At 42.9% G+C, this 25,094-nt stretch carries 20 protein-coding genes; 1 reads left to right on the top strand and 19 read right to left on the bottom strand.

Annotation, left to right across the window (positions count from 1 at the left end; translation table 11 throughout):
• The first annotated feature begins 4 nt into the window (after positions 1-4).
• Complete coding sequence (locus TOL2_RS07605) at positions 5-982, top strand: hypothetical protein (RefSeq protein ID WP_041279356.1); 978 nt, start codon at positions 5-7, stop codon at positions 980-982.
• Here the strand turns inward: TOL2_RS07605 and TOL2_RS07600 are convergent.
• From TOL2_RS07600 to TOL2_RS07510, 19 genes are all read right to left on the bottom strand, one after another.
• Entirely contained in the window at positions 962-2,065 is a 1,104-nt protein-coding gene (locus TOL2_RS07600; protein ID WP_014956923.1) for a glycosyltransferase, read from the bottom strand. The genes TOL2_RS07605 and TOL2_RS07600 overlap by 21 nt on opposite strands.
• Complete coding sequence (locus TOL2_RS23520) at positions 2,062-3,492, bottom strand: methyltransferase domain-containing protein (RefSeq protein WP_014956922.1); 1,431 nt, start codon at positions 3,490-3,492, stop codon at positions 2,062-2,064. The genes TOL2_RS07600 and TOL2_RS23520 overlap by 4 nt, the downstream gene beginning before the upstream one ends.
• Positions 3,493-3,496: 4 nt before the next feature.
• Positions 3,497-4,642, bottom strand: coding sequence for an ABC transporter ATP-binding protein (locus TOL2_RS07590; protein WP_232508095.1), 1,146 nt, complete (start codon positions 4,640-4,642; stop codon positions 3,497-3,499).
• Positions 4,643-4,698: 56 nt separating this feature from the next.
• Positions 4,699-5,841, bottom strand: coding sequence for a glycosyltransferase family 4 protein (locus tag TOL2_RS07585; protein WP_148278075.1), 1,143 nt, complete (start codon positions 5,839-5,841; stop codon positions 4,699-4,701).
• A gap of 172 nt (positions 5,842-6,013) precedes the next feature.
• Complete coding sequence (locus tag TOL2_RS07580; RefSeq protein ID WP_014956919.1) at positions 6,014-6,790, bottom strand: ABC transporter permease; 777 nt, start codon at positions 6,788-6,790, stop codon at positions 6,014-6,016.
• A gap of 1 nt (position 6,791) precedes the next feature.
• Positions 6,792-7,919: a GDP-mannose 4,6-dehydratase gene (gene gmd / locus TOL2_RS07575; RefSeq protein WP_014956918.1), complete on the bottom strand. Its 1,128-nt coding sequence runs from the start codon at positions 7,917-7,919 to the stop codon at positions 6,792-6,794.
• 28 nt (positions 7,920-7,947) lie between these two features.
• Positions 7,948-8,913, bottom strand: coding sequence for a GDP-mannose 4,6-dehydratase (locus tag TOL2_RS07570; protein WP_014956917.1), 966 nt, complete (start codon positions 8,911-8,913; stop codon positions 7,948-7,950).
• 114 nt (positions 8,914-9,027) lie between these two features.
• A complete protein-coding gene (locus TOL2_RS07565) occupies positions 9,028-10,362 on the bottom strand; it encodes a hypothetical protein (protein WP_041279355.1) in 1,335 nt (444 codons plus the stop codon).
• Positions 10,363-10,578: 216 nt separating this feature from the next.
• Positions 10,579-11,691, bottom strand: coding sequence for a glycosyltransferase (locus TOL2_RS07560; protein WP_014956914.1), 1,113 nt, complete (start codon positions 11,689-11,691; stop codon positions 10,579-10,581).
• Between the two features lie 6 nt (positions 11,692-11,697).
• Positions 11,698-13,008 carry an HlyD family type I secretion periplasmic adaptor subunit gene (locus TOL2_RS07555; RefSeq protein WP_014956913.1) on the bottom strand — a complete coding sequence of 437 codons (1,311 nt, stop codon included), beginning with the start codon at positions 13,006-13,008 and terminating at the stop codon, positions 11,698-11,700.
• A 2-nt stretch (positions 13,009-13,010) separates the two neighbouring features.
• Positions 13,011-14,681, bottom strand: coding sequence for a type I secretion system permease/ATPase (locus TOL2_RS07550; protein ID WP_041279354.1), 1,671 nt, complete (start codon positions 14,679-14,681; stop codon positions 13,011-13,013).
• Positions 14,665-16,329, bottom strand: coding sequence for a type I secretion system permease/ATPase (locus tag TOL2_RS07545; protein WP_014956911.1), 1,665 nt, complete (start codon positions 16,327-16,329; stop codon positions 14,665-14,667). The genes TOL2_RS07550 and TOL2_RS07545 overlap by 17 nt, the downstream gene beginning before the upstream one ends.
• The gene (locus tag TOL2_RS07540; protein ID WP_014956910.1) at positions 16,326-17,981 is read right to left on the bottom strand and encodes a type I secretion system permease/ATPase; all 1,656 of its coding nucleotides are present in this window, start codon (positions 17,979-17,981) and stop codon (positions 16,326-16,328) included. Before TOL2_RS07540 ends, TOL2_RS07545 begins: the two co-directional genes overlap by 4 nt.
• Before the next feature lie 3 nt (positions 17,982-17,984).
• Complete coding sequence (locus TOL2_RS07535; protein ID WP_041279353.1) at positions 17,985-18,194, bottom strand: hypothetical protein; 210 nt, start codon at positions 18,192-18,194, stop codon at positions 17,985-17,987.
• Between the two features lie 182 nt (positions 18,195-18,376).
• Positions 18,377-19,702, bottom strand: coding sequence for a TolC family protein (locus tag TOL2_RS07530; protein WP_014956909.1), 1,326 nt, complete (start codon positions 19,700-19,702; stop codon positions 18,377-18,379).
• Positions 19,699-20,127: a hypothetical protein gene (locus TOL2_RS07525; protein WP_014956908.1), complete on the bottom strand. Its 429-nt coding sequence runs from the start codon at positions 20,125-20,127 to the stop codon at positions 19,699-19,701. The genes TOL2_RS07530 and TOL2_RS07525 overlap by 4 nt, the downstream gene beginning before the upstream one ends.
• Before the next feature lie 145 nt (positions 20,128-20,272).
• Positions 20,273-22,294, bottom strand: coding sequence for a TonB-dependent receptor plug domain-containing protein (locus TOL2_RS07520; protein ID WP_014956907.1), 2,022 nt, complete (start codon positions 22,292-22,294; stop codon positions 20,273-20,275).
• On the bottom strand, positions 22,295-23,656 hold the full coding sequence (locus TOL2_RS07515; protein WP_014956906.1) for a sigma-54-dependent transcriptional regulator: 1,362 nt from the start codon (positions 23,654-23,656) through the stop codon (positions 22,295-22,297).
• Complete coding sequence (locus TOL2_RS07510; protein WP_232508094.1) at positions 23,657-25,093, bottom strand: sensor histidine kinase; 1,437 nt, start codon at positions 25,091-25,093, stop codon at positions 23,657-23,659.
• Position 25,094: the final 1 nt, after the last annotated feature.

Here is a 25,094-nt window from a genome sequence, read left to right as displayed (position 1 = left end):
TGATTTGAGATTTTTAACGGTTTTTATTTTTTCCCTGGTTTCAGCTTTTTTGTTCTGGGCTTTACTCATTGCTGTCCAGGTAAATAATCCCACACAAATGTCCCAATGGATTTATGATGTCTATGAAAAAAAACAACTTATTTCAGAAAGAATTATGGGGGAAAAAATCATCCTTCTGGCAGGTTCCAATATTTTATTTGGTGTGGACAGTCAAAAAATTGCCCGGGCATTCCACATGCCGGTCTTAAATTACGGTGTCAATGCAGGCATCGACCTGCCCTACACCCTGGAAACGGCTAAAAAAGTGGTCCATCCAGGCGACATTATTCTCATGCCCCTGGAGTATCCAATGTATTCCTATGATGGAACCCCGAGTGCACAGACGGTTGATTATATATTTTCAAGGGACCCAGGGTTTTTCTGGAAAATGAGCCTGAAAGAACAAATAAACATGGTGCTTTACATGGACTTAAAAAGACTACTCCGAGGTTTTTTATATCAAGGCGGGGAAAAAATAGATACCGGCTTATACGGGGCCCATCAAATCGATAGCCACGGAGATCAGATCAATACAAATCTAAAATTTAAAACCTGGGCCATGTTCAAGGAAATACACTCCCAGCAGCTCAAGCCTAAAAAATATTCTGAAACCTTTGACCCAGATGCAATTGGCTGGCAGTTTATCAGTGAATTTATCCTGTATTGTAAAAAATTAAATGTCAGTGTGATCTTTATGCCCAGCACGCTAATGAAGCATGAAAGCTATTACACAAATCCAGGAGAAAAGTGGTTTTATGACAATATTGTGATGGAAGTAAGACGCAGAGGGTGGCGCTATGTGGGCAATCCCTATGATTATATGTATGAACCGTCACTGTATTTTAATACCTATTTTCATTTGACTGAAACGGGAAGACAGCTTCGGACAGAACAGATGATCCGGGATTTAAAGACCCATATTTTAATCAAGCACGGCTTTTAAAAATTTGTCTTCTATTGTTTTATTTGAAAACCGCTCGATATTTTTTTTGCCTTCATTTGCAATATACTCCCGGAAATCGGAATTATGATACAAAACATGGATTGCTGCGGCAAATTTTTGACCATCCGGCTCATCAAATACAATCTGGTTTTCCCCCATGGTCTCCGGGACGGCACTGGTATTTAGGGCAACAATGGGCAGGGAATGAAACTGGGCTTCTAACACCGGCAGGCAAAATCCTTCATGGCCTGACATGAGTAAAAAAATATGGCAGGCCTTATAATAGGTGTGGAGTTCTTCAAAGGTCACAGAACCTTTTATATGAACAATCTCCTGCAATTTATTTTTTTTAATTAAGGTATTAAGTTCATCCAGATACAAGCGAAGATTCGGATCAATTCCCCCCACAATGATCAACCGGATATCTGAGTTGTACATTTTTGTATAATCTGCAATCACCCGGATCAAATGTTTGTGACCTTTGTTTGGCACCAGGCGGCCGACAAACAAAACATTTATTTTTCCATCATCTAATTTTTGACAAAGATCCGGATTTATTTCAACGTTTTTAAAATCATCTAACTTATGAAAAGGCGGCACAATCTTAATTTTGGAATCATCAATACCGCAGTTTAGAAAATCCTTTGCATTAAAACAAGAATCACATAAAAACCGGCTGACTTTGTTCAAACGAAGAATTTTGTTGGTTTGCTCAATGCCCTTTCTACAAAATTTTTCATGGTTGGAATATTTTTTAAAAAACCGGGTATAGGGCTTGAAAAATTCAGGGGGGGTGATGTTGTGATATTTAAGAAAAATCCGGCATCTTGCTTTTTCAAGAATATTCTGACCATTGCCCCAGCACCCGCCATGGTGATAAATCAATATATTATCAGGGTCATCAATAAGATCAGACAAAGCGACCATGTCCAGGACATATTGCGCCGTCCCGGCCCTTTTTACCTGATCTGTATAGACAAAAGCTGAAATATTATTGGTATTCAGGACAGACAATTGATGGGCGACATCATTTCCGATGGCATCATTTTCCAGCAGGGAACCAACTGCAACACATATTTTCATTCTTTAAATCCAATAACAGCGTAATCCTGCCCAATTGTAAAATAGTAATTTAAAAACGGATCTTCAATCTGAATGGCATTATTGGGGTGAAGTCTCACTATTTCAATATTTACAAATCCCCTGGCTTCAACCAGATAGGAAAGCGTATGGGGCGGAATGGGATTTTTGTGTGATGGATCCGTATAAAAATCACATGCACCCACCATCAGGTTTTCAGGATTGGGGGTTTCAAAAACAACCATGCCACCTGGTTTTAAAACCCTCAAAGATTCATCAAACAAAGAAATCATAGTATTAAAGGGCAAATGTTCTACAATATGAAACCCTGTGATCACAGAAAGCGTATCGGCTTTTAAGTTTCTAAGATATGCCAGCAAGTCGGATTGGACAACATCCAGATCAGCATCCCGGCATTTTTCCACCATAACACCGTTCAGATCAAGGCCTGCGGCTGCAATATTGTTCTCCTTTAAAAGCTTAAGCCACTCCCCCCGACCGCAACCCACATCCAGAAGTGACTTATCCTTTGTATTTTCACACGCTTTTTGCACATAGGGAAGATAAACCTTCACCCGCTCTTTGATATCATTTTCCGTGCCCCGGAACCGGTCTTCAAAACTCAGATACATTGCATCAAAAAGGTGGTCCTCTTCTTTGACCACATGTACAAGCTGGTCATTTGAAATCGGTTCAGGAAATCTTTTTCTGGCCTCTTCCAAATGGGTTTGAATTCTGCGCTGCATATCCAGAAGCGTTATTGTGTTATCTTTTATCTGTTTTAATAAATCTGTTTTAACCAAGGAGACTTCCTTTGCCAGGTCAGATCGGGCCTGGATGCTGTCGGTCTTAAGGCTTTGAATATCCTCATCTAATTTTAAAATCAGCGTTCGAGTATTTTTATCCTTCTCTTCCATAAGACTGTAGTGGGCAATCGACGTATTTTCAATTCTCTGTATATTCATCAAAATTATAGGCAGATTGAAAATTCCTGCCATAATTCTCAAGCCCCAACCCAATGCGGGGATTTTGAAAAAAGTTTTAAGTAGAAAGGGAAACAAAAGATTTTTTATATAAACTTTTTTAAGACGTCCCTCTCTGGAATACCTGAGCCTGCCCAGAATTTCGATTTTAGTAAGCTGACCATTCTGCAATTTATCAAGATAGATGGCCTTCCCCTGGAAATCAGGTTTTCTGTGAAGTATTGAAATATATGCCTTGTTTATAAATTCCGGCCCGTGGAATTGCAAAAGGGTTTCTTTGCTGACACAATCATCAATACGCCATTGCTCTGCCGATTTAAAATCAGACGGACAGGGAATGGATTTAAAAGATCTCCCCCCATTGACTGTTTTATACTGTTCCAGTTCTTCTTGGATGCAGGCCTTTATTTTATCTATATCAACCCCGGGCGTATCAATTTCAATCATAATTTTATTCCTTTGTTACCTTCAAATCAGGTGTCAGTCTTACTAAACCTGTAAAAAAATAGTTATCCCCTGCCACCATCTCAAATACAGCACATCCATCTATCCAGTGAACACATTCGTCAATATGATCTGCACCTTTGTGGATTGCCAAAGTGATGGAATATTTGCCGGGTCCAAGATTAAATGCTTCAAATGCATAGGTCACAATAAGAATCTGGCCCGGTTGAATACTGATCTGCTTTTTCATATAATAGGAGTTGGTTCCGTATATGTCCTGTCCGAACCTGTCCCGTATGACAATCCCCAGCGTCAGGTCATCCATTGCCTCATGTCCTTTAAGGCGAACCTTAATATTGGCAGAATGGCCGCTCATGAGAACTTCAGATCTATTATTGTTTTCATCAAGCAAATCAACTTGTTCAATCATCACCTTGTGATTTCCATATCCTGAAGACGTCTGTTTCTCCCTATATTTAATCTCCTGCCCACAAGATCGTTGTGCAATAAGAAAATTATAAGAATTTATAATGGCTTCAGGTACACCATATTCAACCACACAACCTTTATTCAGCAAAATTGCCTTGTCACACAAGACTTTTACAGAATTCATATCATGGGAAACAAACACAATGGATCCCCCGTTTTCTTTGAACTCCCTTATTTTTTTTATGCATTTTTGCTGAAAATAAGCATCCCCAACAGATAACGCTTCATCCACAACAAAGGCTTCGGGTTCTGCATGAATGGCAACAGAAAATGCCAACCGCATGACCATACCCGAAGAATATGTCTTTATGGGTTCGTGAATAAATTCGCCAAGCTCTGTAAATTCAATGATCATATCCAGTTTTTCATTGATTTCAGGTCTTGAAAGCCCAAGATAAGTCGCATTGTGAATAATATTGTCGATGCCGGAAAATTCAGCATTAAACCCTGTTCCAAGCTCTAAAAGACCTGTGATTTTACCGGTGATATGGATAGACCCTGAATCTGGGATAAGAATCCCTGTCAACAGCTTTAAAATCGTTGATTTGCCCGCACCATTTTCCCCTACTATTCCAAGGGTCTCACCATTTTGAACCTGGAAACTAACATCGCTTACTGCTGGAAATTCTTTGTGATAACAACGCCTTAATACAATTTCCTTCAATCTATCAGAAGGTTGCCTATAAAGTTTAAAGGTCTTTGAAATATTTTTAACAACAATCATTTTAGAACCGTATTAAACACCTCAAAAGTTTGTATGGCCGTATCATTCCAGGTAAATCTGGCTGCCTGATCACCCCCTTTTTTCACAAGCTTATACCTTATTTCGCTGTCATGGACAATGGTTTCAATTGCATGGGCAAGTTCATCACTTCTGGCAGGATCAATTAAAATGGCGGCTTCGCCTGCAACCTCTGGCATGCTGGCGGTATCGGAACAGATAACAGGACAATGGCATGCCATTGCCTCAACAATAGGAAGCCCAAACCCCTCGTAAAGGCTGGGATAAACCAGAGCTTGTGCCCCCGAATAAACGGCTCGCAAATCATAATCCGGAATATGGCCTGTGATATAAATTTTATTTGCCAGACTTTGACCCTCGATTTTTTCAAGCCAGCGTTTTTCCCCCCACCCCTGCCAGCCAACCAGGACAAGGGGGATATCTGTACGGGCAATCATAAGGGCTTTGATTAAAAGATCAATATTTTTTCTGGGTTCCAGGGAACTTACAAAAAGCAGATAAGACTTGGGCAGGTTATATTTATGTCTGACCATTGATACGATATCATCACTACAGGGAACAAACAAGGGGTCTGGCGCCAGCGGAACTGCTGTTACCATGGATGGGGGCAGGTTAAACTCATCAATGATCTCTTGCCGAATGAACTCGGAAATGGTCAGAATATGGCTGGCGTAGCGCAACCGTGTCTTTATGAAATATTCAAAAAGCCATACCCTGTCCTTTGGATGTGTTTCCCTGTATCGACGCAAAGACAAGTCGTAAATAGAATAAACCGTGGGAACATGCGTCAATTTTGCCGGCGTAAAAGCGGTTTCATGATAGACATCAAAAAAAGGCTCTTCACTTTTACATATTCGGTTAAGGTAGTATTCATATTTTAACCAGCAAGCTGCCCGCAAACCAAAGACAATGGGATCAGGAAGATACCGCACTGAGCAGGTGGTTTGCTGCCGTCGAGTTGAATTTGCCGGAAGAGGCATGGATACTGTCTGAATTCTACCATTAAAATAATAGATATCAGCCTTATCCATCAGGCACATAGCCCTATACAAATTGCGCAGATATCTGGCAACACCGGTCAAAACACCGGTCATCGGTATTGCATTGACTAAAATTTTCAAAATTTACCAGACATCCCCGTCACCAGTGGATAAAAACCGAAAAGACCGGCAAGAAAAAATAGATTCAGCAGCATTAAAAAATAGATCCTGAAACGGCTGACAAACCGCTTCCAAGTCAAAAAAGTCCCCAGCAGAAATACAGACGTCCAGCACACAAGAAAAAGCAAATCCATTATAAAAAATCCCGGATGTCTTTTTCCAGATACCGCAGCATCAAAAAAGAAAAAAACAATATAAAATGTGTCATAATAGTTAGAAGCATAAGGCTTTTAAAAGAAGGATACTCATTAAACACAAAAATCCTGTGATAGGACTCAATAATTATATATGCCGGATTATAGGCAATCAATTTTTGTACAAATTGCGGAAGGATGTTTGAAATATAAACAATTGGCGTAAACCAGAACCAAAGCTGAAGAATCACGCCTGTTATTTCACGCACATCACGAATAAAAACATTTAATACAGCGGCAAACAATCCAATACCCAGGGCCAGCAATTGTTGAAGATAATAGAGAAATGGCAAAAGCAGCAAAGATCTATGGAACTCATATCCCTGAAACGCCAGGATAATAAAGAAAACCAGCATGGAGATAATATAGGTGATGGTTTCCGACAAATGGATATGTAAAAGCAGAGAAGAAAAGGATGTGTTCACCTTGGTAATAATATGTTTTTTATCTAAAAACACTGATGTACATCGATTTATGGTTGCAGCGAAAGCAGTCCAGGGTATCAGGCCCGTGGCAAGATACACACCATAGGCGTTCATATCCGATGTTCCCGGAAGACGTGCCCCCATGACCTTACCAAAAATGACAATATAAATAAAAAGATTTACCATGGGCCAGATGATCGCCCATAGGGACCCGAGAACCGATCCTGCAAAACGTTCTGCAAAATCACGTTTGGTTATTTCAATAATGTATGAGATCTTTAGTGTTGACATCTTATTCGTGAAAATCCCAAACCCTAAACCCCTCTTGTTTACAGAAGGCATCCCGTTTTGCTTCTTCCATGTCATAGCAAACCATTTCTCTGACCAGTTCTTGAAAGGAAATCTGCGGTTTCCAGCCAAGTTCTTTGTTGGCCTTTGAAGAGTCGCCCAGAAGGGTTTCAACCTCGGCAGGACGAAAATAGCGCGGGTCGATTTGAACAATCACGTCTCCCGGTTTGAGTTGCTTGCCATGAAACTTTGTTTTGTCAGGTACCACCGTATCAACAATGCCTTTTTCCTCAACTCCGCTTCCTTCCCATCCCAAGGTAATACCAAGTTCTTTTGCGGCAATTTCAACAAATTGTCTTACTGAATGCTGAATTCCGGTTGCAATAACAAAATCATCCGGGATTTCCTGCTGAAGCATGAGCCACTGCATCTCAACATAGTCCTTTGCATGCCCCCAATCTCTTTTGGCATCAAGATTACCAAGATAAACGCAGTCTTTTAAACCCAGAACAATCCGGGCCAGTGCCCTGGTAATTTTCCGGGTTACAAAGGTTTCCCCTCTCAAGTGTGATTCATGGTTGAATAATATCCCGTTGCACGCATACATGCCATAGGCTTCCCTGTAGTTCACCACAATCCAGTAAGCATACATTTTTGCAACTGCATAGGGTGATCTGGGGTGAAATGGTGTCTTCTCCGTCTGGGGAAATTCCTGTACCTTGCCGAATAACTCAGAGGTGGAAGCCTGGTAAAACCGGCAGGTTTTATGAAGGTTAAGGGTTTTAATAGCCTCAAGCAGGCGCAGTGTTCCGAGAGCATCTGTATCAGCCGTATATTCAGGTGCTTCAAAGGAAACCGCCACATGGGACTGGGCAGCCAAATTATAAACCTCATCGGGCTGAACCTTTTGAACAATCCGGATCAGATTTGAAGAATCTGTCATATCCCCGTAATGGAGGATAAGATTCCTGTCTTTCACATGCTGTTCCTGATAAAGATGATCGATTCGATGGGTGTTAAATGAGGAGGACCGCCTTTTTATTCCATGAACTTCATAGTCCTTATTAATCAGAAACTCGGTAAGATACGCCCCATCCTGTCCGGTGATACCGGTTATTAATGCTTTTTTCATCTATATTCCTATAGGGATTACAATTTGATTATTTTTTTTGGTACTTCAATTCAGCATCAACCATCATTCTGGCTACATCATAACCATTATACCTGGCTTTCCAGTTGAGTTTTTTCTCAGCTTTTCCAGGATTTGCACGAATTGTCTGTATATCAGTGGGCCGTAAAAATTGATCATCTGTTTTAACATATTTTTTCCAATTCAAATCAAGATAATCAAAAACCACAGCAATAAACTCTTTCAAACTCAATGTAATACCTGTGGCAATAATATAATCATCCGCTTTTTTTGTTTGAAGCATCATCCACATGGCGGTTACATACTCGGGTGCCCACCCCCAATCCCGCTCAATCGAGATATTACCCAGCAGCAATTCATCTGCCTGGCCCTTGGCAATCAGACAAGCTGCCTTCACAATTTTTTGAGTAACAAACTCTTCTGGTCTCAGATAGGATTCATGATTAAACAAAATACCTGTGCATGCAAAAATATCATAGGCCTTTCGATAATTGGCAACCTGGAAATATGCAGCAGATTTAGCAACCCCATAGGGACTTTGGGGTCGAAACGGTGTTTCTTCACAGGCTGTTTGCCCGTCCATATTGCCAAAACAATCCCCTGAGCCTGCGTTATACAGCCTTACAGGAAGTTTTAAAATTCGAATCACTTCAAGAAGATTCAGGTTGGCAACGCTGATACTTTCGAATGTTTCAAATGGTTCATCAAAGGAGCGGGCAACAGAACTTTGCCCGGCAAGGTTGTAGACTTCATCCGGTTTATATCTGTTCATAATCGTAAAAACACTTCTAAAGTCATGAATTGAAGATGAAACCAGTTCTATCTTGTTACGGATATTTAAAAGCTCAAGATTATGGAAAGAATCTGTGCGCATAGTCCGGGAGACACCAATCACCCGATAATTTTTTCCCAGTAATAATTGAGCTAAAAAAGCCCCATCCTGCCCTGAAACTCCAAATATAATTGCCCTTTTCATTTTTTTCTCAATTCATAGATAAAATCGTTGCATACCAAAGAATGCATCTACTTATCAAACATTCCTTTGCTACGCAAGTTTTTGCTAACAAATCGGGGAGGGGGGAGAGACTGTTTAAAGAGAAGGGGGAGAGTAAACCAATTTAACAAATTGATCAGAAGTGATAAAAATTTCCTGGGTGACCGGGACATCTTCTATTGTTGCTTTAAAACTATATTGTTTATTGGAGTCCAGTGTCATGGAAAAATGACCAGCATTATCGGTAATAACATTTTTAACCGCTTGCATCTCTTCAGCATAAACCTTGACAGTCTGTTGAATAAGTTCCTCTCCCGGCGAATAAAGACCGTTCCCATCATTATCCGAAAAAAGGACTCCATATATTCTTGAAATTTGTTCATTATCACTGATCTTTTTGCCGGCAACAAAAGAAAGGACGGAGACATCAATATCAGCTCCAACCCCGAAAGATATGCTGGATCCTGCATCCTGAAAATCTTTTAAAAATACAGCGGAACCCAGGGGCCATATTTTTAGTTCATTACGTATCAGAGATGAAAAGAGTGTATCCACAGAGGCACCACCCTCCTCCTCTTTTAAAAAGTTAACAATCAAGGCGGATTCTTGAACAAAACCACCTTCATAACCGTGAAAAGCAGCCCTTTCAAGAGGCGTATCTCCCGAAGGCTCAGGATAAGCTCCGTGGAACACATAAAAAGAATGCGCCCCGGAAGCTGCCCTTAAGGAAGCATCAAAAAAAAGAGGCTGGTAATTGTTGGTAAACAAATAAAGAACACTTTGGTTTTCATTAAAGACCTCTGCCGAATTCAACTCAGAATAATCCAATATTTTCCACGGATCAGATCGTACCTGGTTGATCAGATTTAACATCTGCATTTCAGATACTAACTCGGAAGACCCAAGGCGAATGGCAACAAACCATGCATTCCCCAGACCTCCCACCCTGCCCGGTGATATGGCAATACCGGCATAGGAATAAGCATTGGATAGGATATGATGGAACTTATTGGTGTCAAGCTCTTTTCTGAAAAGATAATCTATAACGATTTTAAAAGCAGTATCCAGCGACATGAAATTTAAAAAAGATACCACTCCCCCTGTTTCCGCCGTTAAAAGATGGACAGGCTTTTTTTTACTTGCCAGAGTCTCCTCCCCGGTCATAAGCCCATTGTCGTCAGCAGCTATGGCGGTTAAAAAATCATCGGCTGCATATGGTTCAAACTGGGTTTCAGGCAGTATTCCACTCTTGACTAAAAACTCTGAATCATACCCCAGAGAAAGGGCGTAGGAAAAGGGTGCGGTTCTTATCTGGTTGATCACATCCAAAAAAGTCTCTTTATTTTCAGAGGATTCTGCCAGTGAAGCGCCATGGACACCCAAAAAGACCATTGCCAAAATAATCGTATATAATTTAATCTGTTTTTTCATAATAATAGAATAAAAAAGCAAAATATGTGCCACACCATGAGATTACGCTTTAAAAACTCTGGAGGCAAACAGCAAATTAGCTGTGGAGATCGCCCATGGATTGGCACAGCCTTCCTGCTTTTTTTGCCAAACCCTAATTTTTAAAAAAATCGGTGCATGTCAACATTTCAAGCCTGGTCAGATCTGTCCCAAATTGGTCAGGACTGAAGAAGAGATCTACTGAAGAAAGGATCTATAGATCCGAATATATTTATCCCCTTGGGCTGTGGCCGTAAAATTGTCCAGATAGTGGTGATAGGCATTTTTCGAGAACTTTTTAGAACAAACATCATCGGTTAAGAGTTTATTCATTGCACCGGCCAGGGAGACACCACTACCGGGTTTAACCACAAAGCCCGTATAGTTGTGCCGGTTCACAAGACTTGTGCCGGTACCAAGCTCCGTCGAAACCAGGGGTTTTGAAAAATAAAGTCCCTCAAGAAGGATCTGGCCGAATGCCTCGGCAGGTGCGATAGACGGCAGAACGATAAGCCCTGATTTTTCAATTAAAAACTTCAGATTATTGTCGTTCTGGAATCCCAGCAAATGAACATTTTTCAGATTTTCATTTTTTATTCTGGAATAAAGCCTGTCATAAAGATCTCCTTTGCCCACAATAACAATATCATCTTCAATTTTTTTTGCAGCATCCAGAAGGATGTCAAGCCCTTTATACCACCTTAAAACCCCGACAAACAATGCATAATTTTTAATTTTTTGTGTGAACTCAATAATTTCCGGGTCTGGATCAGGGAGATTGGAAAATCGTTTTTCGTTTATAAAATAAGAGACCTCTTCTATTTTATCCCTGAATTGGGCAAGGTAGGGGGTGGTCTTTAAAAGAACCTTGCTTGAAATGCAGATTTTATCTATTTTTTTTAGATATTGTTTCACAAATGGCAGGTAAAGTCTTTTTAAAGGCTTGATCTTGTGAATATCACAGTGGAATGTCACCAGAGCAGGTTTCTTTATATTATAAAAAAGTACCAGAAGTTCTGCCGTGGGCCAGGGGAAATGAAAGTGAAGAATGTCTGTATCTTCAACTATTTTTTTAAATGAGCGGGCAAAAACAAAACTGAACGGATTTGAAAAAACGTCAAAGGTTTTTTTGTAAAATTTTGTTTTTATTCCGTCGGGTGCGTTAACGGTATAGGTTTTTGGCCCCACAGAGACAACTTCAACATCAAACCCGTTCTTTGCGGCATGGCTTCCATACTGCCGGATAGCCTCTTCCAGGCCCCCGTTGGTTTCTGGAAAATAGGTCTTAAAAATATGTGTTATTTTTGCCACGATCTATTACTCCCGCATGGCCATGTCAACATTTTTAAGCAGGGGCCCTAAAAGATAGCTGATCACGGTGCGCTGATCGGTTGTAATATAACAGGCCACGGGCATGCCGGGTGACAAATAGGCATTTTTGGCTTTTAAATCGTTTTTATCCACTTCCACATGGGCTTCATAATAGGACATGGTACCCTGAGCCGTCTGTTGGCTCATTAAATCCGGGGACACATAGGTCACCCTGCCTTTTATGGGAGGCGTGGATTTTCGTTGAAACGCAGCCAACTGCACCTTGGTATCCTGCCCCTTTTTCACACTGATAATATCCTGGGGCCGGACCTGTGTCGAAATAATCATTTTCAAGTCTTCCGGCACTATTTCAAGCAGGGGCATACCTGGCCGGATCACACCGCTGTCTTCGGAATGTACCTGCATGTTAATGACCACCCCGCTCACAGGTGCCCGTATTTCCAAACGCTCCTTGGCATCCAGCTGAGGTTTGATCTGTTCTTTTATTTCAAATATCACATCAGTCACATCCCCCAGCTTTGACACGGCCTGTTCCCTGTACTGGTTCTCTATGTCCACAATCCGAAGCTTGAGTTCCTCAATCATCTGAAGAAACTGTGCAATATCCTGGTTAAGCTTGCCTTTTTGTCCCTTATAAGTAGACAGGCTTCTTTCAAGTTCAAGGATATTGGTTTTTCCCATATATTTTTCCTTTAACAAGGGCCGTTTGCTCTTTAAATCTTCTTCCAGGTTCTCGATGATTTCCACCTGGCTGCCAAGTTCTTCCCTGGCTCCTTCGATACGATTTTCCAGCTGCTTTATCTGTGAATGGTGCAGTTCTATCTTTCCCTGTATGTCAGAGCGCCTGGACGTGAAAATATCTGTTTCCGTAGCTATATTCTCAACAATCTCCGGGTTGGTTTTTAATTTATCAAACTCTTTGGGCCAGACAATCTTTGATTTCATGCCCGCTTCCGCCCGGAGCCTTGCCGCCTCTGCCTGCTTAGCCCTCAGCCGCCCCCGGAGAAGATCTACATTTGAACTGACCTGGGAACCTTTCAACTCAATAAGAACATCCCCTTCCTTGACCGTGTCCCCTTCCTTTATAAAAATTTTCTCAATGATTCCACCCTCAAGGTGCTGAACCACTTTTCTTTCTCCTGACACCTTGACCACCCCCGAGGCAATGACCGCACCCTGGAAGGGAAAATATACAGACCACACAGTAATTCCCCCAAAAAACAGGGCAATAACAAATAACCCGGCAATAATATATTTTAAGGGATTTGTATTTAATATTTTATTTAATTCTTCCATATCTATACTCCTGCTGCCTGCTGGGGCTGTTGTTTGTTGGCAAGCTTATTTAAGACTTCCTTACCAGGTCCATACATGGCCACCTGGCCTTCTTTAATCACTAAAAGCTTATCCATGATCACTAACAAATTGGGCCTGTCCGTGACTACGATGGTTGTAATTTTTTCCTGCTTCAAATTGTTCAAAGCAGCGAACAGCATCCTGAGCCCCAGATCATCCAGATGGGTATGAGGTTCATCCAAAACCACAAATTTAGGATCATCATACAAAGCCCTGGCCATGGAAATCAACTGCCTCTGCCCGGCAGCAAGATTTTTCCCGGTCTGGTCAATTTTTGTATCATACCCTTGAGGAAGTTTTAAAATCATTTGGTGAACCCCGGCCTTTTGAGCCGCTTTCACAACTTTTTCCGAATCCACTTTCTGGAGCCTTGAAATATTTTGGGCCACACTTGCCGGAAACAATTCCGGTTCCTGGGGCATATATCCCACATATGTTCCAAATTCATCCCGTGGCCAATGGGCAATCTCAGCCCCGTCCAGCCGTACTTTGCCTGCCAATGCCGGCCAGATCCCCAGCAAAACCTTGCACAGGGATGTTTTTCCAGAAGATGAGGGCCCCAAAACACCCAATGTTTCTCCTGGTTCCAGAGCAAATGATATATTGTGTAAAATTGTCCTGCCGTTTAATGCCATGGTAATGGCCTGAGCATCAAATTTCCCAGCCGGTGAAGGCAAAGAAAGTTTCTTTTTTTGTTCCCTGGTATCCACAAACTGCTTTAACCTTTTGTATGCTGCCATAGCCTCAATGGAAATTTTCATATCTGACAGGCTTCGTTCAAACGGATAAAAAAGCCGTGCAAGTATTATAACACTTGCAAAAATAACCCCAACTGTAATCTCATCTCTGAAAAAGACAAAGGCTCCCACTCCGAATACCGCTGCCAGAGAAATAATATGAAGCAAACGCAGGACTGCCCCTGCAAATGCTTGAGATGCATCCGCTCCGGACCTTTCAACCAAAATTTTCCGGTATCTGTCCCGGTATGTCTCCATGACAGCCGGCAGCATCCCCATCCCGGAAACAATCCCGGCATGCTGCAGGCAGGTTCCGGCAAAATCGGCATTTGCCTGAAATGCCACATCAGCAACAATATACCGTTTGTTTTCAAGCTTCCTTAGCAAAATCTGAAAAAGTGTTACCAGGAAAACCCCGGCAAAGGCAACGCCTCCGACCAGCGGATGCATGATATAAAGGACGCCAAGATAGATCAACACCCAGGGCAAATCAAGAATATAAAAAATATGGCCGTGGACAACGGCATCCTTTAACAATTCAAGGTCATACAACCCTCGGTTATAATCATGACCGTTAGTCCCTGCTGCATCAGCCTGCATACTTTTAACCACAAAGGGCATCATTTTTTGAACCAGGTTGTTTCCAGCCTGTCCCAGTATCCGCATGCGCAAATAATCCATCAGGCCCATACCAATCAGGCTGATCAACACCCCCACACTCAATGTATACAACGTGGCCCGGCTGAAGCTGAATAAAACCCGGTCATACACGACCATCATGTAAACGGGCATGGCAAGGTAGATCAGGTTGATACACACCCCGAAAAACCCCACAAAAATAAAATATTTAAACCAGGATTTAATTATAGTTTGCATTCACATCTCCCATCATTTGTCCAAAGACCTCATCCCTATAACCGAACCGGGCCTGTTCTCCGTTTTTAAGCACTAAAATTTTATCCACTGTATACAAAAGACTTGGCTTATGCGTAATCATAATGGTTGTAACTCCCATGTCCTTAAGATTTTTTAAGGCCCCCACCAAGGCCTGTTCCCCTGCTTCATCCAGATTGGAATTGGGTTCGTCCAGAATTACCAATTTCGGATTACCGTAAAGTGCCCTGGCAAGCCCCACCCGCTGCCGCTGCCCCCCGGAAAGACTCTGGCCGGCCTCCCCGATATCGGTATCATACCCCTTGGGAAACCTTAAAATAGTATCATGGGCACCTGCTTTTGTTGCAGCCGCAATGATTTTTTCTGCATCCACTTTACCCATCCGGGCAATATTTTCCGTCACTGTACCGGTGAACAATTCCACATTCTGGGGCAGATACCCTAAAAATTTTCCAAGGGCATCATTATCCAGCTTGAACATATCATGACCATCCAGAGTGACCAAACCCCGGGTCGGGGCCCACATTCCCAAAATCATCCGGCACAAAGAGGTTTTGCCTGCACCATTGGGTCCTACAAGCCCCATGATCTCCCCGGGCTTCAATTCAAAAGAGATGGATTTCAATACCTTGGCTTCCCCGATATCAAGGCTGACATCTTCAACTTTTAATTCCCCGTTTACGGTCTCAAGTTCCAGCGGATCTTCATTGTCAGATGTTTTTAAAAGTCTATTTAAATTATCATATGCACTCCTGGCACCGGACGTCTGCTTCCATGCTGCAATACCCTGATTCACCGGTGCAAGAGCCCTTCCCATGATAATGGAAGCGGCAATGATCACCCCTGGATTGGCCGCCTCGTGTGCCAGCACCAGGGCGGCTCCAACCCCAAAAATGATCACCTGCATGAGAACCCCGAAGCTCTGGCTGACAGATCCCAGTATATGACCGATTTTGCCTATCTTGTCCTGCAATGCAATTTCATTATCATTGATTTTGCAAAACCCGTCTGCCACATTATCAATCATCCCCATGCTTTGAAGCTCCCGTGCCGTTCTAAAGCTTGTGGAAAGCCACTGCTGTCCCTGAATATTCAAGGCACCTGTTTTTTCGATATTTTTTTTTGTAAGGCTGTTTTGCAGCAGCCCGATAATAAATATCACTACCGCACCGCCAGTGGCGGTCAGGCCAAGTACGGGATGAACAAGATAAATCACCCAAAGATAAATAAAAATCCAGGGTACATCAAAAAAAGCAAAAATGGAATTGCCTCCAAGATAGTTTCGCAAGGTATTGATATCTTTAAGTCCCTGGGTGTATTGCATGCCGTCTGCACGGCACAGGTCACGGAGCATATCCTTTAATACTCTCCGGCTCAACAGGCCGTCAAGCTTAACCCCTGCCCTGACCAGAAGCCTGGACCGACATAATTCAAGGCTGCCCAGGACTGTCAAGGCCACAAGAGCCAGCGCAGTTATCGTATAAAGTGTTGGAAAACTGTAACTGGCAAGGACATTGTCATAAACTGCAAGCATATACAATGAAAAGGTTAAATGCAGGGTATTGATAAACATGGAAAACAGCCCTGCAAATAAAAAATATTTAAAACAGGATCTCAGAAAAAAAATCATGCCGCCCCCGCAAACTTTGCAAACACTTCATCTTTAGACCCGAACATGGCAACCTGGCCGTCCCGCATCACCAGAATCTTGTCCATGGAGTGTAACAGAGACGGTTTGTGCGTCACCATAATACAGGTGCATCCATTGTACTTTTTCATAGAGGCTAATGCACCTAACAACTGTTGTTCTCCCTGCTCGTCCAGATTGGAGGTGGGTTCATCCAGAACCAGGAACCTTGGGTTCTTATACATTGCTCTGGCAAGGCCGATTTTTTGTTTCTGGCCCCCGGAAAGACGAAGCCCGTTCTCCCCTTCCAGCTGGGTTTCAAGCCCCTGGGGAAAACTGTCCACCATATCTTTGATCCCGCAAATATCCAGGGTATTTTCAACCTGTTCCCTGTCCACTATACCAAGCCGTGCAATATTTTGTTCCACGGTTCCGGGAAACAATTCTATTTCCTGAGGCAGATACCCTATATATTGTCCGAGTTCTTCCTTGTTCCAGAAAAAAATATCTTTACCATCAAGATAAACCTTGCCGCCAAAGGAAGGCCATATACCTAAAAGCAAGCGACACAAGGTGGTTTTCCCGGCCCCGCTGGGTCCGATAACGCCTAAAAACTCTCCGGGTTTCAATTCAAAGAACACGCCTTTAAGCAGCACCTGATCTTCAATCCTGAAAACAGCCCCGGCCACATTGAGATGGCCTTTTGGCACCGGCAGGGGCATGGTTTGGGCCTGCTGTTCAAGCATGGCTGAAAACCCTTTCAAGCGCTGGTACGACTCTTTTGCCTGAGTGGTCAAACGCCAGGAAGACATGACTTGCATTAAGGGGGCAAGCCCCCTGCCCATGATTATGGAAGCCGCCACCATGAGTCCGACATTAAATCCCTCTTTCATTGCATAATAGGCACCGGCACAATAAATCAGCACCTGGATGACATTCTGCATGGGCTTGATCAAAGCCTGTATGGTACCTGCATGACAACTGGATTTTGTCTGGTTCATCAGCACCTGATTGTTTCCTTGAACAAATCTGTCACTTATGGCATTGATCATTCCCATTCCGTTGATCACCTCGGCATTTCTCATAAATGATTCCACAAAACGATAGTTATGGGCATTTTTAATATTGGCGGCTTTCATGCTCTTACGGACAAGTATTTCTTGTAGTGCGCTCAACCCAACCATAACAAGAGCCCCGCAAGTGGCAATAATACCAAGTACAGGATGAAATAAATAAATAAGTGCAAGATAAAAAGGAGCCCAGGGTGCATCAAACAATGCATAAATGGATGGGGAAGACAAATAATTACGCAATACTTCAAGATCGTTCAAACCACCTTGATATGATCTTTTATTGTCCAGCACACACCCTTTGATCATGCCAGAATAGATTCCCTGTCTCAGCTCAAGGCTTAAATCTTTTCCAGCCAGAGCCAGAAGCCTTGATCTAAGATAGCTGAAAAGCCCTAAGACCATGACTGCAAAAAAGGCCGCAGTCGTAATATTTGCAAGGGAAAAGCCACTGTAGGAAATTATAACATTGCGGTATATGGTAAACATATAAAAGGGAAAGGTCAGTTGAAGAATATTAACAAAACAGCTTAAAAGCGCGGCAAAGGTAAAATATTTTTTCCATTTTTTAAAAAAAGCAGTCACAGCTCAGATCCGGTCCATATAAAGGTCAATATCATCATTTGTCCATACGGCAGGATCTTTTTTTCCGGTTATCGCATCCTGACTCTGCCGGACCGGTTTACCGGATCTGTCAAGAGAATCAAACAAAACATAAATGGCAAATAAAACCAGGGGGCCCAGAATGGTATACAGCAACACAACATCAATGGCGATCAACGGTCCTGGACCAAGCATTTTTATCTCCTTAAAAACCTATCAGTTCTGCGTCAACTTAAAACCCGGATCATTATAATAAAGCCCACGGTCAATGCGTTACGTTACAATAAGCAGCATTAATATCGTGTCAATATAACTGACAGGCAATCAAATAAATGAAGTGACTTTATCGTTTCTCAATTAACAGCTCCAGGCTTTTTTTATTTTTCTGCCGTCATCAATTTCAATTCCGATTTTGCCAGCTGATAATCTAAAACAGCACGGGTCTGATTTCCCTGGGCACGAATCAAGCGGTACTGGGCATCCAAAAGCGATGGAACTGTGGAAAGACCTGCATTGAGGCGCTTTTCTTCCATCTCGTAATACTCTTTTGCAGCAATCAATGCTTCACCGGAAGTTGAGATGCGCTGCTGAGCTTCAGACATGGAATAAAGCGCCTTATGGATTCCTGTGGAAATCATGTTTTCTGCTTCTTTGATCAGAGATTTTATCTTGCTTGCTTGTGCATTGTATTTTTCTTTTTCATACCATGACCTGCCGCCGTCAAACATATCCCAGGTGGCATAAATACCGGTTGACCAGTAACGGTTTCTCTGATCCCTGTCATAGTCCCCGGATATTGAAGTGCCAGGTTTGTCATAATCTCTGTCCTGGTCGTAATACCCAATGTCAAGTCTGACCATAGGCATATATTTTCCCATTGCAATCCCGGCATCTTTGTTTGCAGCATCAAGCTGATATTCAAGACTCTTGATATCCGGCCGGTTTTCAAAGGCTTGCTGAAGGCAAGATTCAAAAGAAGGATCATCCGTTACAGTATTATACTGCCCGCCGGAAAATTCCATGTCCGGATCCAGCGGCAGGTCCATCAAGGCAAACAATGCTACGCGCTCGCGATTTAAATTATTTTTTGCAATCCCCAACTGCTCTTTTGCATCTGCCAGGTCCACTCGGGCCTGGAGGACATCCACATAGGGAACGAGTTCTTTTTCAAAAAACGCTTTGGCAGACTTGATGCTTTCACTCAACCTGTTGACTGACTCGGTAACTGTAATAACATCCTGCCGGGCTTTCATTACTCTATAAAAAGTTATTTCAATATTATAAATCAGCTCCAGTTTTTCAAGGTCCATCTGAGCCTGGGCTGCCTGCTCAAGAATTTTGGCTTTGCCATAAGCATTGACAACTCTTGATCCGGCATAGAGAATCTGGGTCATCTTAATATTGAATGTCCTGCTCTCCTGATCAAGATAATCGGTTTCCGTAGGGCCTTTTGAACTTATGCTGCCAAGCATGCTGTAAGAATAACCTGATGATACGGCCGGCAGAAAATCAGCCCTGGCCGCCTTGATGTCATGGCCGGCAGCCGCCACACCAAGCCCTGCGGCTTTAAGGGAAGGATTGTTCTTGATTCCTGTTTCCAGGCATTGTTCCAGGGTCATGGTCTGTCCAGCAAATGCCATGCCATTTAACAGGGTCAGGGTAAAAACCAGTATAAAAGCGTTATAAAAAATAGGGTATTTCACTTTGCCTCCATCTGCAGTTTAATCATCCCGGAAGCCCAGGAATGGATATATGTATCAGCCATTTCCTTTCTGCGCAAATCTATCCAGGACTTGAAAATTTCTTCCCATTGTTTTGAAGATATCTGAACGATATTGTCTTTTTCCGATGCAAGGTGACAAAACTCATCCCCTGCAAGTATTTCCTTATAATGAAGTATCACCATATCAAAAACCGATCTTATATAAAACATTCTGGCGGCAATGCGCAAGGGAAAATCCGTTTTTACGGCCCAGTTCCTGAAGCCTTCAAGGGACTGCTCAGGCAGTGCTGCCATATGGGAGGTATCATCGGTTGTGCAGATCCTGAAAATATGGGCAAGATATTTGCGTAAAGACACAGGAACATTGTCAAACCAGTTGATAAATGCTTGCAAGGGTGTTTTCACAGTGTTTCTCTCAAAATAGATTCCAAGTTAATTAATTCGCCACTATGGGCGTTAATTGTCATAATGTCAACAAAACCCATCTTTAATATTGCCGGAATTGATCGGACGAAAACCAACACAACAACATGCCACAAACAATCCTGCTTTACCATTTATATTTAAGGGTAATTCCGGCACTGAAGGACTCGCTGAAATGGTCTGATGCCGCATCAAAGGTCTTATACTTGCTGCTGAAAATATTGTTTACAAACAGGTCAATATCCCAGGAGTTGACATCCTCAAACCGCAATCGCAGATTGCACAGCCACGCATCCGGATACTTCCGTGTTTCATCATCCATGGAATAATAAAGTTCTCGCCCGGAAAAATACTCAATCTGAGAAACCAGTTTGATATGCTCTGCCATCTGCCAAACCCCGCTAAAATTGAACATAATATCCGAGCCGGTGTCATAACTGTGGTGCAATACCGGATAATAATCAGGATAACTGATATGTTCGTAACTAAGAAAGGTTTCATAAGTTCCGTCATTGTCTAAAAAAGTGGCATTCCCGGAAAAAGACAGGGTTTGAGTTGCCACAAATTCCCATTCCAATTCAATCCCATCAATTGTCTGTCGGTTGGGCAAAGAGACCCCGGCCCCTTCATATCGGTCCCCCACCACATGATCCTTAATATCGTTCCTGAAAACCGTCATAGAGAACAAGATTTTGGGATTGGGTTTGTACTGCAGCTGGAGATTAATATTTTTGATCTGTTCAAGGCAGTTTTCCATAATTCCATCCACCTGCTTGGCAAACGGCGTTCTATAACCCGAACCATAGATGGCCTTGACCATCAGTTCAGAAGATAACTCCCAAGCAATACCGGAGCTGAAACTGACTTTGTCTTCAAATTTTTCATGGTCATCGTTCCTGAAACCGGCCCAGAACTCGATATCCTTTATTTTGTGGCGGTACTGACCAAAAACTGAAAACAGGGTGTTTTCATAATCCTTTTGCGAGAAGTCCGGCAAAAAATCCTGATTTTCGGACACCAGGAATCCGGGATAAAAACTATTCCACACAAGGATATCCTTAAAATGATCTTCTTTATAAGAAGTTCCCACTGTTAACAAAGCATCTGAAGAGAACAATGACCGTTCATACATCAGTTCACCAAACACTGAATATTCGTTCTGCTCAAACTGTCGGTCAATAACCGTCTTTTCAAGTCCGATATCCGAGTAATACACGGCAAACCGAATACCCGAATCAATGCCGATATCTTTTGACGCCTCCAGTTTAAACATTTTTGAACCATATAATTTTTGCTCTTCCCAAATATATTCGCGGTCCCAGTCGGTTACGGAAAAGGCTTTTTGACCGTCCGACAATTTTGCAGAAATCACCAGCCAGTCTGAAAACGACACGTTACCGTACAAATCAACATATTGAGAATCATCCAGTGTACTGCTTCCAAACCGCTCTTCCGCCTGTGTAGGGCTAATGCCGTCATTCCAGAAACTGATAACATTGACGGGGGTATCATCTTCTGTTGCCTGCCGGGCGGAAACACAGAAAAAAGAGGACCATGCCCCTTTGCTTGCCCCGTATCTCACATACGCCTGTTTGCCCTGATCAGCAGACGACAGGGTCAAGCCGGTCTCAATCCCGGAAAAATCCCTGCCCGTAAAGGGGACGGCATTTATCACACCGGCAAATGCATCCGGGCCCCACAGAACAGAACCCGCACCCCTTATAATTTCGATCCGTTTAATGGATGCCAGGGAGGTTTCATAATCAATCAGGTGATCGGATTTATCCGCCCCGGAACCAATGGGAACGGTGTCATATAGCACCAGTGCCGAATTGGGTATACCCCTTAAATACGGAATGGACCCTTTATTGGTTTTTTCAACATGAAAGCCTGCCACATCATCAACAGCCTCGGCAACAGTAAGCGCACCAGACTCTGACAAAGCATCATGGGAGATCACCTTGGCAATGGCAGGCGCACTCCAGGCGGATTCTTCTTTTCTCGAGGCAATGGAAAGCACATCCAGATCTTCTCCCACAAACATCAGCATGGTGTCGGATGCAGAAACAGAAACAACAAAGAGAGAAACAACAGATACAAGAACGACCGTGGCAATCATAACCAGTTTCATGTAAGCATCTGATATCATTTATTGCTCACCATCCATATTTTTCAAAAGTACCCTGAGTTTTGACCGGCTCAGCCCCAGGAGCTTTGCAGCAGTTGTCTGGTTGTTGCCGGCTGCCTGTAATGCCTGTTTGACCAGGCTGAACTGAACATGATTGAGCTGAACCCCTCCCGGCGGCAGCTTGACAATCACCCGGCCTCCCGCCGCAGGTTCATTGGGTTTTAAAAAAGAAAGCGTATCAGATGTGATCTTTTGGGTTTCCCTGGTTAAAATCAGGCAGCGTTCAATAACGTTTGCAAGCTCGCGCACATTTCCGGGCCAAGGATATTCATTGAGCTTGCGGCAGGCACCTTCGCTGATGGTATGGGATTTTCCAAAAGGAAATTTTTGCATCAGGTACATGGCAAGCGGAACCACGTCCTCTTTTCTCTGGCGCAGAGGTGGAATCGAAATGGGAAACACATTGATCCTGTAAAAAAGGTCCTGTCTAAACTTATTCTGCTGAACCATGGTTTCAAGATTTCTATTTGTGGCACATATAATTCTGACATCCACGGGAATCTCCTGGTTTCCCCCGACCCGCTGAAACTTTTTTTCCTGAAGGGCACGCAAAAGCTTTCCTTGAGAATCCAGGGGCATATCCCCGATTTCATCCAGAAAAAGGGTGCCTCCTGTAGCATACTCAAACTTCCCCCTCCGCCGGGAATCAGCACCGGTAAAAGAGCCTTTTTCATATCCGAACAATTCCGACTCAACCAGGTTGGAAGAAATTGCAGCACAGTTCACCGGAACAAACCGATTGCGGCTTCTCTGGCTTTGGTAATGGATATGCCGGGCAATGATTTCCTTGCCCGTACCCGATTCTCCCAGTATCAGGACTGCCGTATCAACAGATGCAACATTTTTTACCAGGTCAACAACCCCCCCCATGCTGTTTGATTCATAGATCAGCTGCCTATTTTCCTGTTTTTCTTCAAGTGCTTGTTTTAATTCTCTATTTTCATTTACAATGCGGGAAAGGTTTAAAGCCCGTTCAACCATGATATGAATTTTGGATTCATCAAAAGGTTTGGTGACATAATCTGCAGCGCCCTGCCGCATCATGTCAACGGCGGAATCAACCGTTGCAAAGGCGGTGATAAACACAACAGGGGTTACAATGTTCTGTTCTCTCATCCGGTTTATCAGTTCTTTTCCATCCATTTCCGGCATTTTAATATCGGAAATCACAAGATCATATGTACCTGCAGACACCTTTTTCAAAGCATCTTTCCCGTCGGTTGCCTGATCAATCTGATATCCTTTTCTTTCCAGCATCATGGAAAGAAGATTTCTCATTTTTGCTTCATCATCAACAATAAGTATAGTGGATATGTCTGCCATTTATACCAAACTTCCTTGATTTTCCATATCGTTTAAACTTGAAAACAATGTCACACAAAACACAGCACCTCCGTGGGGACTGTTTTCGGCCTTAATGCTTCCGCCATGGGCCTTGACAACCTGGTCTGCAAAAGCAAGACCTAGCCCGGTCCCTTTTGCCTTTGTTGTAAAAAAAGGTTCAAAAATTTTTTTTAGCTTTTCTTCGGGGACCCCCTTGCCCTGATCTTTTACCCAAAGCTGCCATTTTTTATTTTGGCACCCAATTGAAATATCAACCTTGCCCCTTCCCTGGTTTGCCTCGCAGGCATTCCTGATAATATTGGTTATCCCCCTTGAAAGCAGATCAAAATCAGCTTTGGCATAAAACGGGTTTTCAGGGACAAAGGATCTTATTTCAAGCCGGGTTGAATTGTATTGTATTTCAAAGCCCATAACCACCTGGTACATCAGCCGGTTTAAATCCGTTTTTTCAAAATTGGGCCGGGCCGGTCTGGCAAACATAAGAAAACTTTCGATCAGATCGTTTAAACTTTCTATTTCTTCTTCCGCATAAGTCAAAGCAATGTTTTCCTGAGGAATGGCAAGCTCGCGTTTAAGCATTTCAAGAGAACTTTTTATAATTCCCAAAGGATTTTTCACCTCGTGGGCAATCAGCATGGAAAATTTACCCACCTCAGCAAGAGTTTCCTGTTTTGCCATTTTTTCATATGCCTGAACAATGGTTTGCCGCCCCCGCGCAATGGAATCAAGCATGTCGTTAAATGCATCGGCAAGCTTGATGGTTTCAGGTGTGTTTCCTTCCGAAGCCCGGATCAAATGATTGCCCATGGATACTTTTCTGGCAATTTTTGCAAGGGATATCACAGGAGTAACCAGAGACCTGGAAATCACATAAAATATCAGGCCGGATACTATGATAAGAATCAGAGCGATCATTAAAAACCGATGTTTCATTGTTGTTACCAGATCTTCAATTCCTTTTGTGGAATAAGTTACTATAACCCTGCCTATCCTGTCGGCATCACCATGTCCGCCAACAAGATCCATGGTATCATTGTCTTCCATGATGTTAGACAAATAAACCCCTTTTCGGGTTGTTTCAAACGGTCCTGGAATCTGGCGAAGTTCCCTGACCAGTTCCTGGCCCTGGCCATCCTCGATTACTACACCGGCAATATCATTTTCCCCAAGCATATTTATGGCCAGATCCCTTAAAAGTCCCTGTTCATTGATCAGGATGCCCAGCTCCGAATTAAGTGCCAGGTACTGAGTCATAAACTCAATCTGCCGGCTGAAACGGGATGTCACAAACTGGTTGATGATATTCACCCCCCAATACCCCAATGACATGGTGGAGGCACTGATGAGAATCACCGCTGCTGAAAGAACCCTTGCGTGTATGCCGATATTTCTGAAATTCATTCTTTTGAAGTTCATT

The organism is Desulfobacula toluolica Tol2 (assembly GCF_000307105.1).
In the GTDB taxonomy this organism is placed as follows: Bacteria; Desulfobacterota; Desulfobacteria; order Desulfobacterales; family Desulfobacteraceae; genus Desulfobacula; species Desulfobacula toluolica.
Note: the sequence above shows the minus strand (reverse complement) of the source record. Positions and strands in the feature narration are given on the sequence as shown.

What these genes read in the sequence shown, in the direction of transcription:
- TOL2_RS07600 (WP_014956923.1), bottom strand. Translation starts at nt 2,065, where the DNA reads ATGAAAATATGTGTTGCAGTTGGTTCCCTGCTGGAAAATGATGCCATC.
- TOL2_RS23520 (WP_014956922.1), bottom strand. Translation starts at nt 3,492, where the DNA reads ATGATTGAAATTGATACGCCCGGGGTTGATATAGATAAAATAAAGGCC.
- TOL2_RS07580 (WP_014956919.1), bottom strand. Translation starts at nt 6,790, where the DNA reads ATGTCAACACTAAAGATCTCATACATTATTGAAATAACCAAACGTGAT.
- gmd (WP_014956918.1), bottom strand. Translation starts at nt 7,919, where the DNA reads ATGAAAAAAGCATTAATAACCGGTATCACCGGACAGGATGGGGCGTAT.
- TOL2_RS07570 (WP_014956917.1), bottom strand. Translation starts at nt 8,913, where the DNA reads ATGAAAAGGGCAATTATATTTGGAGTTTCAGGGCAGGATGGGGCTTTT.
- TOL2_RS07565 (WP_041279355.1), bottom strand. Translation starts at nt 10,362, where the DNA reads ATGAAAAAACAGATTAAATTATATACGATTATTTTGGCAATGGTCTTT.
- TOL2_RS07555 (WP_014956913.1), bottom strand. Translation starts at nt 13,008, where the DNA reads ATGGAAGAATTAAATAAAATATTAAATACAAATCCCTTAAAATATATT.
- TOL2_RS07550 (WP_041279354.1), bottom strand. Translation starts at nt 14,681, where the DNA reads ATGCAAACTATAATTAAATCCTGGTTTAAATATTTTATTTTTGTGGGG.
- TOL2_RS07545 (WP_014956911.1), bottom strand. Translation starts at nt 16,329, where the DNA reads ATGATTTTTTTTCTGAGATCCTGTTTTAAATATTTTTTATTTGCAGGG.
- TOL2_RS07535 (WP_041279353.1), bottom strand. Translation starts at nt 18,194, where the DNA reads ATGCTTGGTCCAGGACCGTTGATCGCCATTGATGTTGTGTTGCTGTAT.
- TOL2_RS07520 (WP_014956907.1), bottom strand. Translation starts at nt 22,294, where the DNA reads ATGATATCAGATGCTTACATGAAACTGGTTATGATTGCCACGGTCGTT.
- TOL2_RS07515 (WP_014956906.1), bottom strand. Translation starts at nt 23,656, where the DNA reads ATGGCAGACATATCCACTATACTTATTGTTGATGATGAAGCAAAAATG.
- TOL2_RS07510 (WP_232508094.1), bottom strand. Translation starts at nt 25,093, where the DNA reads ATGAACTTCAAAAGAATGAATTTCAGAAATATCGGCATACACGCAAGG.